Source organism: Litorilituus lipolyticus (assembly GCF_006439335.1).
GTDB lineage: Bacteria > Pseudomonadota > Gammaproteobacteria > Enterobacterales > Alteromonadaceae > Colwellia > Colwellia lipolytica.
Genome location: NZ_SAWY01000036.1, coordinates 291,662 through 306,421 on the forward strand (window position 1 = coordinate 291,662; position 14,760 = coordinate 306,421).

10 protein-coding genes are annotated in these 14,760 nt (G+C 37.0%); 5 read left to right on the forward strand and 5 right to left on the reverse strand.

Annotated elements, in window-relative coordinates; all coding sequences use genetic code 11:
• The first annotated feature begins 105 nt into the window (after positions 1 to 105).
• Together ilvC and EPA86_RS14780 are read left to right on the forward strand one after the other, a co-directional pair.
• Positions 106 to 1,587, forward strand: coding sequence for a ketol-acid reductoisomerase (gene ilvC, locus EPA86_RS14775; RefSeq protein WP_140604959.1), 1,482 nt, complete (start codon positions 106 to 108; stop codon positions 1,585 to 1,587).
• A gap of 118 nt (positions 1,588 to 1,705) precedes the next feature.
• On the forward strand, positions 1,706 to 2,470 hold the full coding sequence (locus EPA86_RS14780) for a sulfite exporter TauE/SafE family protein (protein ID WP_246058412.1): 765 nt from the start codon (positions 1,706 to 1,708) through the stop codon (positions 2,468 to 2,470).
• Between the two features lie 84 nt (positions 2,471 to 2,554).
• Here EPA86_RS14780 and EPA86_RS14785 read toward each other — a convergent pair whose 3' ends face one another.
• Positions 2,555 to 2,998 (reverse strand): hypothetical protein, encoded by a 444-nt coding sequence (locus tag EPA86_RS14785; protein ID WP_140604961.1) that lies wholly within the window; start codon positions 2,996 to 2,998, stop codon positions 2,555 to 2,557.
• 34 nt (positions 2,999 to 3,032) lie between these two features.
• Positions 3,033 to 3,614, reverse strand: coding sequence for a Tll0287-like domain-containing protein (locus EPA86_RS14790; protein ID WP_140604963.1), 582 nt, complete (start codon positions 3,612 to 3,614; stop codon positions 3,033 to 3,035).
• A gap of 239 nt (positions 3,615 to 3,853) precedes the next feature.
• Between EPA86_RS14790 and EPA86_RS14795 the strand changes: the two genes are divergently transcribed.
• Positions 3,854 to 4,096 (forward strand): hypothetical protein, encoded by a 243-nt coding sequence (locus tag EPA86_RS14795; RefSeq protein ID WP_140604965.1) that lies wholly within the window; start codon positions 3,854 to 3,856, stop codon positions 4,094 to 4,096.
• 87 nt (positions 4,097 to 4,183) lie between these two features.
• On the opposite strand, the gene EPA86_RS14800 is transcribed toward EPA86_RS14795, so the two are convergent.
• The 3 genes from EPA86_RS14800 to EPA86_RS14810 are packed head-to-tail and all read right to left on the reverse strand — an operon-like array spanning position 4,184 to position 11,495.
• Positions 4,184 to 5,044: an ABC transporter substrate-binding protein gene (locus EPA86_RS14800; RefSeq protein ID WP_140604967.1), complete on the reverse strand. Its 861-nt coding sequence runs from the start codon at positions 5,042 to 5,044 to the stop codon at positions 4,184 to 4,186.
• A gap of 43 nt (positions 5,045 to 5,087) precedes the next feature.
• Positions 5,088 to 10,139 (reverse strand): diguanylate cyclase, encoded by a 5,052-nt coding sequence (locus EPA86_RS14805; protein ID WP_140604971.1) that lies wholly within the window; start codon positions 10,137 to 10,139, stop codon positions 5,088 to 5,090.
• Between the two features lie 6 nt (positions 10,140 to 10,145).
• Entirely contained in the window at positions 10,146 to 11,495 is a 1,350-nt protein-coding gene (locus tag EPA86_RS14810) for a hypothetical protein (RefSeq protein WP_140604973.1), read from the reverse strand.
• A 290-nt stretch (positions 11,496 to 11,785) separates the two neighbouring features.
• On the opposite strand from EPA86_RS14810, the gene EPA86_RS14815 reads away from it, so the two are divergent.
• The gene (locus tag EPA86_RS14815; RefSeq protein ID WP_140604975.1) at positions 11,786 to 13,210 is read left to right on the forward strand and encodes a sigma-54 interaction domain-containing protein; all 1,425 of its coding nucleotides are present in this window, start codon (positions 11,786 to 11,788) and stop codon (positions 13,208 to 13,210) included.
• A gap of 152 nt (positions 13,211 to 13,362) precedes the next feature.
• On the forward strand, positions 13,363 to 14,745 hold the full coding sequence (gene ccoG / locus EPA86_RS14820) for a cytochrome c oxidase accessory protein CcoG (RefSeq protein WP_140604977.1): 1,383 nt from the start codon (positions 13,363 to 13,365) through the stop codon (positions 14,743 to 14,745).
• Positions 14,746 to 14,760 lie beyond the last annotated feature (15 nt).

Here is a 14,760-nt window from a genome sequence, read left to right on the forward strand (position 1 = left end):
CGCAACATGTTTTGTGCGCTATGCTGCAACTATCAAAATTCGGTACACGTCATTAGCGTCTAATGCAGGTACCAATATCAGTTATTGTTATACCGAGGAAAGGCCATGAGTAATTATTTTAACACGTTAAGTTTACGTGAGAAGCTTGAACAATTAGGCAAATGTCGCTTTATGAAGCGTGAAGAATTCAGCGATGGCTGTAACTTCATTAAAGATTGGAACATTGTTATTGTCGGTTGTGGTGCACAAGGCTTAAACCAAGGTTTAAATATGCGCGATTCAGGTTTAAATATTTCTTATGCTTTGCGTGATGCAGCTATTAGTGAAAAACGTCAATCATGGCAGTGGGCCACTGAGAATGGCTTTACGGTAGGTAATTACGAGGAATTAATTCCTCAAGCTGACTTAGTGTTAAACTTAACGCCAGATAAGCAACATACTTCTGCTGTAAATGCGGTAATGCCGTTAATGAAGCAAGGTGCAACACTTTCATATTCTCACGGTTTCAACATTGTTGAAGAAGGCATGCAAATTCGCCCAGATATCACGGTTGTGATGGTAGCGCCTAAGTGTCCAGGTACTGAAGTTCGTGAAGAATATAAGCGTGGCTTTGGTGTACCAACCTTAATTGCTGTTCACCCTGAAAATGATCCGCAAGGTAATGGTTTAGCCATTGCTAAAGCCTATGCATCTGCAACAGGTGGTGACAGAGCCGGCGTACTAGAATCATCATTCATTGCCGAAGTGAAGTCTGACTTGATGGGTGAACAAACAATCCTTTGTGGTATGTTACAAACAGCTGCAGTATTGGGTCACAAACAGTTAGTGGCACAAGGTATGGATGCAGGTTATGCACGTAAGTTATTACAATATGGCATCGAAACAACAACTGAAGGTTTAAAACACGGCGGCATCACAAATATGATGGATCGCTTATCAAACCCTGCGAAAATTAAAGCATTTGATATGTCGCTAGAGTTAAAAGAGATTTTACGTCCGCTTTTCCAAAAGCATATGGATGATATTATCGAAGGACGTTTCTCTGCAACCATGATGGAAGATTGGAAAAACGACGATGCTAACTTACTTAAGTGGCGTGCAGCAACAGCGGAAACTTCATTTGAGCAAGCACCAGATTGTGATTCTGAAATTACTGAGCAAGAGTACTATGACAAAGGTATTTTCGTAGTAGCTATGGTTAAAGCGGGTGTTGAGTTAGCGTTTGAAGCGATGGTTGATTCAGGCATTATTGAAGAATCTGCTTACTATGAATCTCTACATGAAACGCCATTAATTGCTAACTGTATCGCACGTAACAAGTTATATGAGATGAATGTTGTTATTTCTGATACTGCTGAATACGGTAACTATTTATTTAGTCATGCTGCAGTACCATTACTTGAAGAATATGCTTCTCGTTTAACACTTGAAGAATTAGGTGACGGTATTACTGGTTCAAACGGTGTAGATAACGTACGATTAATCGAAGTGAATGAAGAAATTCGCAACCACGGTGTTGAAATTGTAGGTAAAGAGCTTCGTGGCTACATGACTGATATGAAAAAGATTGTTGAAGCGAATAGCTAATACTGAATGTTTATCTAAGTAAAAGGTAAACAAATATAAGGCGGCATGTCACTTAACAAGGACAGGCCGTTTTTTTTGCCATAATTTTAGCCAAACAGTGTATAAATGAGATAAGCCAATGATGTTAAATACTCTTGATATAATGCAAGCTGTTTTGCTTATCGCGATAGGCTTAATTGCGGGTGTTATTAATACCTTAGCTGGCGGGGGTTCTAATTTATCTTTACCTGCACTAATGATGTGTGGTTTACCTGCTGATGTGGCTAATGCGACGAATAGAGTAGGTGTCTTATTACAATCAATTACTGCAACAAAGGGTTTCTACCATCATAAAAAATTAGAAGTAAACTCAATCAAAAACACTTTTTGGCCGCTACTGTTTGGCGGATTATGTGGTGCATTAACCGCGTCGTACCTTGAGGTTACATTACTCAAGCCCTTACTTTTAGGCACCATGATTGCTGTTTCTTTATGGGTGGTTTTAAAAAGTGATACTGATGCTGAGCAAAAGCGTGAACCCAAAAGTTGTTATGCCTCAATTGGTAGCTTATTAGCAATATTTGGCGCGGGTTTTTATGGTGGCTTTGTGCAAGCAGGGGTTGGCTTTGTTTTAATCGCGGCTTTTGTTGGCATGCTAGATTACGATTTATTAAGAGCTAATGCGATGAAAGTGGTTGCAACAGTTATTTTTACTAGTATTGCATTACTCATCTTTGTTTTTCGAGATCAAGTTGCTTGGCTGCCAGGATTATTATTGGGTGTTGGCAGTATAGTTGGTGCAAAAGTGGCCGTTCAGTTTGCAGTTAACGTCAAAGCAAGTACGTTAAAAATTATGGTGTTAATAATGACGATTATTGCCAGCGTAGCCGCGCTACTTACATAGGAACAGCTGAAGCTGAACTCAGTTTAAAGAATGGATTAACTATTTAAATACAATGGGTTATATTTGATTTTTTTCTAGCTCAAGTTACTTGCTGGTTCCTTTTTCGTTCAATAAAGACTTGTTGAGTAAAGGGCTACTCGCTTTCAGTTTAGTGACTTGTTGTTTTTCATCCATGGTTAATGCCTTATAGCCTCTAGGATATGACCAACCATAGCCCCACCTAAAAGGTGTTGGTAAGTAGGGTGTACCACCTACACGAACACCGGCAAGCATCAGTTGAGCAATTTCAGGCTCTCCCACTTTTGCAACGCATTGTTGAAGCGCTTCATCAGCGACTAGCCTCTCATTAGATGTGCCACCTTGCCAATAGGCTAAGTCGTGAGCTGTACAGCAAGAAAGCCAAAGTTGAGATTGCTCAAAAGTACCATCAGGAAATGCGCTACAGCCGTCTGATGTAAACGGCTTTAGTTCGTCGGCTGCCACATTGAATGCTATCGAGAGTAAAAAAATGATTATATAAGTACGCATAACATTGTTCTTTTTTACGCTTTTCAATAGCACGCTATAATTTCTTCACTAAACTAAATGCACCGCGAACATCGCCTAAACTATAACCTGTCGCCATATCGTTAGGGTAATGTTTCTGCAACGCTTGTTTGACTTCAGGTGCTATGGTATTACCATGGCAATTTAAGCAAACGCCTTCAATAAGCTGCGCTTTCATAAAACGAAATTCGTTGTTAACTATTTCAGCATGCTCTAGAGAGTTAGCCGTTTGTTTGGTGTTAGCTTGCTCTTTTTGTTGTGCAAATTGTTGTAAGATTTTTTGCTCATAGTTATTAGCCGTTGCATTCTTAGCGTTGCGAGTTTTTAAGCTGACTCTACTGACATCCCATTGCGTTTTTTGACTTAATTTTTTGGCGATTTTGGGTGCTTCAATTGCACAAACGTCGATGGCATGTACTAATCCACCAGACTGTATTGCTTGTTTTAACTTAGGCTTTAAAGTGCCACCAAAGCTTTTTACTATTTTTTTAGCTTCAGAAGTTAATTGCTGTTCATCTGCTGGCTTATGCGCATGAGCATAAATAGGTAAAAGTGAAAAAATTGTTAGGGGGATTAGAAATTGAATAGAGTGTTTCATAGCAAAGATTCTAATGTTAAGAAATAGTTAATAGTTATAACCTTTACCGAATCAATTTGCACATAACTAATTAAAATTTTCATTATTATGGATGCACTATCCATAAATTTACCTAAAGTAACACTTCAAAACATCTTTCTCATCAAAGGTTACAGTATTTAATCCTGAAGTTGTTATCTTATGAAGCATCAAATCAATAAGTCATTAAACAAGCACATTATCTACAAAGGAGAGTTGCCATGAAAACTATCATAGGTCTTACAACAATCGTTATTACCATGTTGTCTTTTAGTGTTTTGGCCAATGAAAAAGATAACTTACTAGAAAACCCTGTTTTTGCTGAAAGATTAGAGCAAGCTGTTGAGTATAAATTAGAGTCTCTTCACTTTGATATTGAAGCAGAACTACAAGTGCAGCTTGAAGATGAGCTAGAAGATAATATGGAAGTCGCTATTGAAGACTTTGAACAGCAAGTTAAATAAACTTTACTCCACTACCCCGCAGTGTTGCAGTTTCTTAGTAATATAGAGCTACTAAGAAACTGCTTTTTTATATGATGATTAAAATTTTTATTCAGGTATTAACTCGTCTTTATTTTCAGTCGTGATCCACAATCGTTTGTCGTTTATTAATGCTTTAGTTTTTGGTGATAATGACGGGTTGGTTAGGGTGAAACTAATTCTTTGAGCAATATCGGCTTTAGTAAGGATGTTGGCTGTTACTGGGTGAGTTTGGAAAAAACGCTCAAAAGCACCTGACTTAATAATTTTTTCGAACCCAAGATTTAAACGCTTTTTTAGTGTTTCATTGTTTTTATTAATGAAGAAGAACATTGGTGCTGGGTATTTAAGTAGAAAGTTATCTTCAACAACCAAAGTTGGTTCAGTTGCGATTTCAAACCAGGGCTCATGTAATGCTCTGGGGAAATAGTCAAAACGCTTCTTTTTAAGCATAGAGAGTAAATATATATCATACCCCTTGATAACATTGAAATTATTGCTTTCAAGAATATCTGTATCAGGCCAATTGTAGCCTTGTCCAAGCGGCCGCATTTTTAACTGGTCTAACGAAGTTTCACGGGTAAACTGTTTTTGTTCACCTTTTCTGATAATAAAGATTCTATAACCCATTAAACCTTTTAAGATTGGGATATAAATAGCCTGTAGTTCTTGTTCGAGCTCTTGAGAAGTCATGCGCCAGTGAATATCTATAAATTCATTCCTTTTCAAAGAAGCTGATGTTCTTGCTTGCGACATTTCATAGGCAACAGGTTTTAAAACATAATCTCCAAATTCATCCCTACTGGCATTTAAGATAAGCGTTAACAAATCAACGAAATAACTTTGTTTGGGATCCGGGTATTTTTCAGATTCAATGTATCTAATGTGTTTTGTTGGATTGGCATAAGTGGTACCGCATAATGATATCAAGATGAAAAATACGCCAAAGAGAGAGTAAATGAATGATATCTCTCTACATTTCATTTGGAAGTAGCGTTGCAGCACAGTTTCGTCCCTTTTCTTTAGCTAGATATAGCGCCTTGTCCGTTTGGCGTAGTAAGTTATCGATTTGGCTATCAATATCTTGCTCTAATGAAGGAATAATGGAATGGCAGCCGACACTGATCGTTACCATGTCATGTTTACCATTCATCTTGTGGGGTATATGTAACTCTTGCACATTCTTGCAGAGTTTATTTGCCATCTCTAATGCCGAGTCTCTATCTATTGAAGTTAAAATCACAGCAAATTCTTCACCGCCATACCTGGCCGCTAAATCAGATGCTCTATTAAATAGTGCTTGAAAAACCACGCCTATTTTTCGTAAACATTCATCGCCATCAATATGACCATAACAATCATTAAATTTTTTAAAATTATCAACATCGCACAGCAACAATGAAATAACTTGTTGATTACGTTTAGCTCGTCCTAACTCTAACTTAATTTGATCATTAAACTGACGTCTATTGGATAAGTTCGTTAGGTTGTCAGTAGTGGCTAATAGTTGTAATTGTTCATTTGCTACTTCTAATTGTTGTGTTCTTTCAAGCACTTTATTTTCTAAGTTACTATAAAGTTTAGAGTTTTCAATTGATATAGCCGCTTGTGATGACAATAGTTGGATTAATTCAATACGCTCAGGTGTAAATACGCCGGGTATCAATCTGTTTTCAAGGTAAATGATGCCTGTTAATTGTCCTTGATGCAGCATTGGGCTACAGAAAGCAGACTTCACTTTATGTGTTTGAAAGTAAGTATCTTGGCAAAAATCATCATGAGTTAAGGCGTTTTCTAAAGCAACACTTTGTAGAGTACGTTGAACATATGAGATTAAGGAGGTAGGAAAAGCATATTGAGCATGCTCACTGCCCTCACAATCAGGTAGTTTTGACGTAATAACATCGTTATCGAGCACACTCTCAAATTCTATGGAGCTACCTTCACTATTAACTTTTAATAGTAAAAAGCGTTGTGCGCCCGCATTCTCTAGAATAAAGCTAGATAATGTTTTAATTAAATCTGCGAAAACAATTTCACCCGCAATTAATTGTGATGATTTAATGACTGTTTCTAAGTCAAGTTGATTGGATTGATGATGAGAGGTAGATACCGTTAAACTGCGCTGATTATAATCTGGTTCTAATAACGTTTCCTCTTGGTTGGTAATATCATCATAATTCAATATTTGTGGAAAAGTATGAGCATAATGTTGCTGAAGTTGCATTGCTTTGCCTGCAGCTCCCCATTGGCTATAAAGATAATGACTTTGAATTAAGTCGTGAACAGCATAGCGTTTTTGTTGGTTATTTATATGAAACTTAGTAAGCAATTCGTAACACAGAGCTTCTTCGTGAATAAAGCCACTTTCATTAGCTTGTTGAGTGGCTAAGTTATAGTGTTTTAATGCTTGATTAGGTTTATTTGTGACCCGAAAGTATTCAGCTTGTACTAGATGCCATTGATGCAAATGATTCTTTGGTGAAAATTTAGCCCATTTCTTCAGTTTACGTTGATTTAACAGAACCTGCTTTTGGTAAAGGTACTTATTGAATAACGAAATGTCTTGATTGGCTAACAAGGTGAGTGAATCATAAAAGTAGAACAATCTATGTTGGTAGGTACCCATACCTGCTTTTAAATATGGCTTAATCTTTTGTCTGTTCACCTGTGCTTGCTCAATATCATTGAGCAAGTAGCTTTGCATTAATTTTGCAAAATAAAGAAAAAATAACGTACTGGCATCATTTTCTTTTAGATGTTGCGCTAAGTACTCAGCTTCATCGTAAGCAGAGCCTGATAATAGTTTTGGTGCAGTGTTTAGTGATGATAAGTTTTGGGCAAGTTGCCAACAGATGTCATGCCAAAATTGAGAAGATGCCATGTTAAATGTTTTAAGAGTTTGATGGGCATCTTCCATACTTGGTAAGAGTGTTGTAAGTACCTCACCACAATGTAATTTATGCTGAATACTATTGTTTAGTGCGTAAGAGGCATATTCATAGTCACCCTTTTCAAGGGATAGAGAATAGGCTCTATCTAGTATTGCTAACGACTCTGCTAACGGATGTTTGTAATTGTTAATCATCCAACCTGAAAAAAATACCGGTTGCTGTAAATATAAATTGTGCGTTTCGGCTAACTTTATGCCTAAATCACCATAACTATAGCCAGTTTCGATATTACCTAGCATTGCGCATTCCGTAATACCCCACCATGAAAAAGCATACCCAGATATTGGCGCGTAACCTTGCGTAACGGAATTTTGCGTCATTTTAAAAATGATCATGGCGACCAAGTTGGGAGATGTCCAATAGGCAGCAGGAACGGTTAAACCTAATATATCCATGATGAGTAATTGCTGAGGATCAGTCATTTGATTTAAAGAGAGTAGCTCTTGCGGAGAGTGTCCTTTTAAGGTTTTCTTTGTTTTTAATAAGTTGAAAATAACTTGCAAGTCGTTAGGTCTTTTAGGGATGTTAACTTCTAGCAATGCTAAAGCATGCAAAGAGGCATCAACGGCTTCAGATAATCTGTTTTGAGCGGTATATGCTTGTAAGTGAATTACCGCAACTTGAGCACGTTCAATGGGAGTCTTAGCTTTTTCTAATACTAAGGCTAACCATGATTCCATTTGATCGAATAAATTAAGAAAGTAAGCTACTTCAGCAGCATCAAGGTATAGCTGAATAGTGCTTTTATGATTGTCATTTTGCCAACAACCTTCTGCTAATGCTGAAATAGCACTGGTAAAGTGCTTTAAAGCGGCATCATAAGCAGTAACTTGCTTTGCGCGTTGCCCTGCGAGCAAGTTAAGTGATGATAAAAGCTGCTTTTCTTGATTTTCCTTGATGACGGGTTTCGCTACATTTAAGTGCCTAACAATATCAAATAATTGTTTGCTTTGTTCCTCATCAGACAAGGTGTTTAGTAAAGCTTTTGCTATAGAATAATGAACTTTTCGTTTAGTTTTTTCATCAAAAATACTGTAGGCGGCTTGTTGAACACGATCATGAACAAATTGATAAACTTCTTTAGCGTATCTTAATATTCCCTCTTTTACAGGGATGTTGATCAGGCTAGCTGTTTGCTCTAGAGATTCATCAAGAATATTGGCGAGCTCAGTTAATTGGAATTTATTACCAAGGCAGGCAGCATATTTTAATGCTTTCTGCGACGGTGCGGGTAATTGCTTTATTTTATCAACCATTAAATCAACGACATTACGGGTAATGCTTAATTTATTCAGCTCGGTTAATTCCCAAACCCAGTGGTTCTGTTGCAAATCAAAAGACAATAATTCTTTCTTTTCTAACATTTCTAAAAATTGCACTAAAAAGAAGGCGTTTCCAAGTGTCTTTTCATAAACCAGTCGTGATAATTCCTTTGTATTTTCAGACGTTTGTAACGCATCTGAAATAAGCTCATGGGTTGCTGATTCAGTTAAATTTTCAAGATGAAAATGCTCCACATTGAGTGGTGACTTCTCTATCGTTGATAAAGATAATGAGAAGGGGTGAGTTGTGGTTATTTCATTATCTCTATAGGCCGCAATAAAGAGGAAGTAATGTTTTGCTTTGCCTTTTACTAATGACTTTAATAGCTTGATCGAAGCAGTATCTGCCCATTGCCAATCATCAATGAAAATGACTAAAGGATGCTCTTTTAATGCTATTGCAGAGATGAACTGGTTAAAAACATAACTGAGTCTATGTTGTGCCTGCATACCTGTTAAAGGTGAAGCGGTAGGTTGTTTACCTAAAATGAGTTCAAATGTGGGAATAGCATCAATGATAACTTGGCCATTATCACCCACAGCATTTTTTATTAAGTTACGCCAAGCAATTAGTGAAGCTTCATCTTCTTTTAAGATGTAATCAGCTAATGCGGTTAGTGCCTGACGCCATGCATAAAATGGAGTGCTACGACGGTTTTTTTCAAATTTTCCTGAAATGAACAGTCCTTGTTTTTCGGTAAGGGGTTTGTGTACTTCATTAACTAAAGCACTTTTACCGACACCAGATAAACCTGATACTAGAATTATCTCAGCTGCGCCTTGACTAACACGATCAAACGATTTGAGTAATAAGCCAATTTCAACTTCTCTGCCATATAATTTTTGTTTCAATTGCAATTTTGGTGATTTGTCTAGTTCACCTAAGACAAAATCAGAAGCCGGTTTTCTTTTTAATTGTTGTAAGCACAATGATAAGTCATGACTCAAGCCACTAGCGGTTTGGTAGCGTTCGTCTGCAGATTTACACAATAATCGATTAATGATTTTTACAAGAGACAAAGGTAATCGAGCATTAATTTCATCTGGTGAACGTGGAACTTTGGCAATATGCGCATGGATCAGCTCTATTCTATGATGCTCTTTAAAAGGAAGTTCCGATGTAAATAATTGATATAGAGTAACTCCGAGGGAATAGAGATCTGAGCGATAATCGATAACTCGATTAATACGGCCGGTCTGTTCAGGAGAAATATATTCAGCTTTCCCTTCTAACTCATTATGGTTTTGAAAACTATGTTGCTCAACAGATGAAAGAGAAGAAATACCAAAATCTATAATTTTTACTTGTTCAGTTGCAGGGTTATAAACAATATTATCTGGGCTAATGTCTTTATGAATAATGCCGTGATGATGAATATGACTGAGTGCATTCGCTATTTTGATCGCTATGGCTAGTCGTTCTTCAATATTTATTTCGCTTACTGTGACTGTCGGTTGTAAAAAAGTCTTCTTAAGTGTTTTTCCACCAATATCTTCCGAAACTAGCATCAGCGAATTATTATTTTCAATTAGTTCATAAACTTGCCTAACTCCGTCGATATTAAGTAGGTATTTGGAAAGCTCATATTCGCGTTTAACTCTCAGAATTTCTTTGCTGGAAGGGTAGCTTTTATTTAAAGTTTTAATAATGACATTTTTTTGATCGATAGCTCGAACACCACGATAAATGACAGTCGCATCATTATTGAATAACTCTTCGTTTGCTTCGTAACCAGCATTTAATAACATAAACTATTATCCAGCATTTAAAAAAACATGATCAAGCTGAATTGCTATGTTTTGATTAACTTTCGCAGAATCTAAAGAAGGAAATTGTGATATACATAATTCATCGTTAGGTGAGAAATTAACTACAAAAACAGGGCGGTTTACTAAGGCAGCTCCGAGGTTATCTTTCGGTTCAATGTTAACACCACTTTGATGCCGAATAGATGTACAGTCAGCTAAATAGTCTGGCTGGTTATTGAAAGTAAAATTGTTCCAATTAGTGACGACAAAAGACAGTGGCTCGTCAGCAGTACCGACTAACCCTTGATCTATTGCATCTTCAGTTAAGGCAAATACAGAAACATCAATGTTATTGGCCTTAAACTCGATGATACGATCATTTATTTCATTGGCTATTTCGGCGATAGAATTTCCAGCATTAACGGTAACAGGTACAAAAGCGATGTAATTTCCTGTGTATTGTAGGCGCATTGCAGGCGTTAATATATCGGATAACATTTTAAAACTGATTTGATGGTCAACTGCTAAGCCTTTTTGTTGCACATTGATGTGGTATAAGGCTTTTACTATGCAGGCGCAGGCAACGCTGTTTTTAGTGACATTGCTGTATTCATGACGAATGGTTGTAATTAACTCTTGAACATTAAAGTATTGTGTTATTGGAGAGCGTTCGGTTTGTTTATATTTGGGTAATAGTTCATCAAGCGCTGCCATTGGTATAGCATGATGACCAAGATCTCCTATAGAGTATGCAGTGATACCTTCAATATTTTTTTCATGGTTTGCTGATGAATTCATCTCAAATCGTTGCTTAACTATGATATCAGAATCAACCGTTTTCAATTGTTGAGTTACGGCAATAATTTTCTCTTTTTCAGTGCTATTTTGCTCGTATAAAGCATTATAGAAATTGATAATATTGTTAAATATTACCTCAGAGCTTCGAGCATCAACATGGGTATGGCAACTGGTTTGCGCAATGATAAATTCATTCTCTTCACTAGGGTTAGTTCCTAAAATTAACGTAAAAAACATGGGTACATAGTTTTGTGCCTCGAATGTTTTATGGCTATGTTGGCAGACTTGAGTAAAAGCCTCTTCAAGGCTGTTAGATTGCAGGGTATGTAATGAAAAAATGGGAGTTTCAGTTTGTTGCCAAGAGTAATTGTCTTGACTAATAAAGTTAACTTGAAATGAAAATTTATCTATACACTGACAAACGGTTTCAATACTTTGCTGTAAAAGCATTACGTTTATGTTGCCTTGGAAACGATAGCCGCTGGTAAAAGCAATGTTCGCCCTATCCATTAAGCCTTCAAGGCCGATTTTTCCTATAGTATTGAAAGAGTGTTCCATTGCAGTTCCCATCTCGTTATTTTATAGCGTCACCTAACACTCAGCCTGTTGAAAGGATAAATTTCTTGTTTGCTGTTTATCTAGTGCGAGGTAAATTAAATTGTTTCGCTAACTTAAAACTATAGATTAAAAATAGCATTTGTCTATATTTTTAGGCCACTTAGCTACTTTTTTACAGTTTGAAATAAGTGATTAATTTTGATGGGATTTGTATGTAAAAAATGCTTTATATTTCAGGTAAAGTCAGTCAAAATCTAGGGCACGAAATATCGCGCTCTTAAAGGTTGATTATGAAAAACACATTAAAGCAATTTCTTGCAGATTCTGAATTATTGCTAAATGCCGTAGGTGAAGGTGTTTATGGTTTTGATTTAGAAGGTAAAGCTGTTTTTATCAATCCTGCGGCAGAACAAATGACAGGCTGGAAGTCCAGTGAATTATTAGGCAAAAATATTCATCAATATCACCATCATAGTCATGAAAATGGTGATGAATACCCTGTTGAGGAGTGCAAAATATACAATACCATGCATGATGGCATTGAGCGAAGAGTCACTAATGAAGTGTTTTGGCGAAAAGATGGTAGTTGCTTTCCTGTTGAATACACTTCTACACCTGTTTATAAAGATAATAAGCGTATTGGTGCTGTAGCGGTATTTCGTGATGTGAGTCAACAGCGCTTAGCCGATGATAATTTGCGAAAAGCACTACAACAAGTGCAAGAATTAACAGAAAAGCTGCAAGCTGAAAATACTTATTTACAAGATGAGATCAATTCAGCTTGGTCAGGATCTGGCTTAGAGGGAGTTAGTCAGCCATTTAAACAAATGCTTGAGCAGATTAAGCTAGTTGGGCAAACCGATAGCACAGTATTAATACTTGGTGAAAATGGTACTGGTAAAGAAGTGGTCGCGAGAAACCTTCATCAGTTAAGTGAACGCTGCAACTCTCCTATGATGAAAGTGAATTGCGCAGCCTTTACCGCGAGTTTACTTGAATCTGAATTGTTCGGTCATGAAAAGGGAGCTTTCACTGGTGCAAATGAGCGACGAAAAGGTCGTTTTGAACAAGCTCATCAGGGCACACTATTTCTTGATGAGATAGGGGAGTTGTCTTTAGAAGCACAGAGTAAATTGCTAAGAGTATTGCAAGAGCGTGAATTTGAAAGAGTGGGTGGCAGTAAAACTATTCGCGTCGACATTCGAATCATTACAGCGACCAATAGAAACTTGCTTGAGATGGTCGCCGAGGGAAAATTTAGAATGGATTTATACTATCGATTGAATGTTTTTCCAATAGAAGTACCATCATTGCGTCAGCGTATCGAAGATATTCCAATTTTGTGTGATAGCATTTTAAAACAGCTAAACAATAAACTAAAAAAACATGTAACCGGCATTAATAAGCGTAGCTTGCTTAAGCTGAGTCAATATTCTTGGCCTGGAAATATCAGAGAACTGCAAAACATTTTAGAACGTGAAGTAATTTTAACCACTTCGAGAGTGCTAGATGTTAAGCAAAGTTTCAAGGATATTTTGCAACCAGTAATATCTGAACGTAAAACACTGGCAGAGGCAGAAAAAGAGCATATTATTGCTACATTGCATGAATGTAAATGGCGGATTGGAGGTGCTCAAGGCGCAGCAAAAACTTTAGGGTTACCTGATAGTACCTTACGTTCAAAAATGAAAAAATTAAAGATAGACAGACCATAAAAAGCACGATATAGCGTGGCAGCGCGATATATCGTGTTTTTTGCTGGTTGGGAAATATAATTTAAACATAAAATACAATAACTTATAAAGTATCAAAACTGGCTCGATTATTGATGTTAGGTAACAAATACCTACTGTCCTGAAGTCAGAATATGAAGTTTGATATTAAAGAAGAGCAACTCATCATTAAGCCTTATGAAAATGAAGGCACCATCCAAGTTAGAGAACAAAAAGGTCGTTATCAAGGACTTCGTCGAAAGCTGAGCTGGCTGTTGATGATTATTTTTATGCTTGTACCTTTTATACCTTATAACGGTCAACAAGCAGTATTACTTGATATAAGCGAACAGCAATTTAGGATTTTTGCTATTACCTTTTGGCCGCAAGATTTCATCTTTCTGGCAGGAATATTTATGGTGGCAGCTTTTGCTTTGTTTTTTGTTACCGCATGGCTTGGCCGCGTCTGGTGTGGGTACACTTGTCCACAAACCATATGGACATTGGCTTATGTCTGGGTAGAGCACCGTATTGAAGGTAATCGTAATAAACGAATTGCCTTAAATAAAAAACCTTGGACGTTAGAAAAAATTAATAAAAAAGCGCAAAAGCATATTATTTGGTTTTTCATGTCTTTTGTTACTGCCACGACTTTTGTTTCTTACTTTGTTCCTGTGGTCGAGTTATATAGCAATATGCTCTCATTTGAATGGAGCGGTTTAGTGACATTCTGGGTATTTTTCTTTGCCTTATGCACTTATGGTAATGCTGGATTCTTACGCGAAAAAGTGTGTACGCATATGTGTCCGTACGCGCGCTTTCAATCAGCGATGTTTGATAAAGATACTCTTATAGTGGCTTATGATCCTACTCGCGGTGAAAACCGAGGAAGAAGAAAGCGTAAGGATGATCCAAAAGAGCTAGGGTTAGGTGATTGTGTCGATTGTAATTTGTGCGTTGAAGTTTGCCCAGTAGGTATTGATATTCGTAACGGCTTACAATATGAATGCATCAATTGTGCACTATGTGTTGATGCTTGTGACCAAACCATGGACAAATTTGGTTATGAGCAAGGCCTGATTTCATACACCAGTGAACAACAACTTACCGGCAAAACTTCACCAAAATTCAGTTATAAATTATTTGGCTATGCTTCTTTTACCTTATTAATAACGGCACTTATGGCCTTTTGGCTGTATAGTCGCATTCCGTTAGAAGTCTCAGTACTTCGAGATAGAAATGTACTGTATCGGGTTAACTATGAAGGTCACGTAGAGAATATTTATACCCTAAAGATCCTGAATAAAAATCAACAAGCATTCCATTACAGCATTAATGTGCAAGGGCTTGACGATGTTAGCGTTAATATACCTGATAGTGTTCTCATTGGTGCAGGAAAAATGCTACAAATTCCGGTCACTTTGGCGACAGACGGCTATAATTTGACTAAGAAGATGACAGATATTCGTTTTGTGGTGCAGGCGGTAGAACAGCCTGAAACTATGCTTGTTAAAGAAACTGTTTTTTTTCGAGATTAACGAGTCAAATTTCTG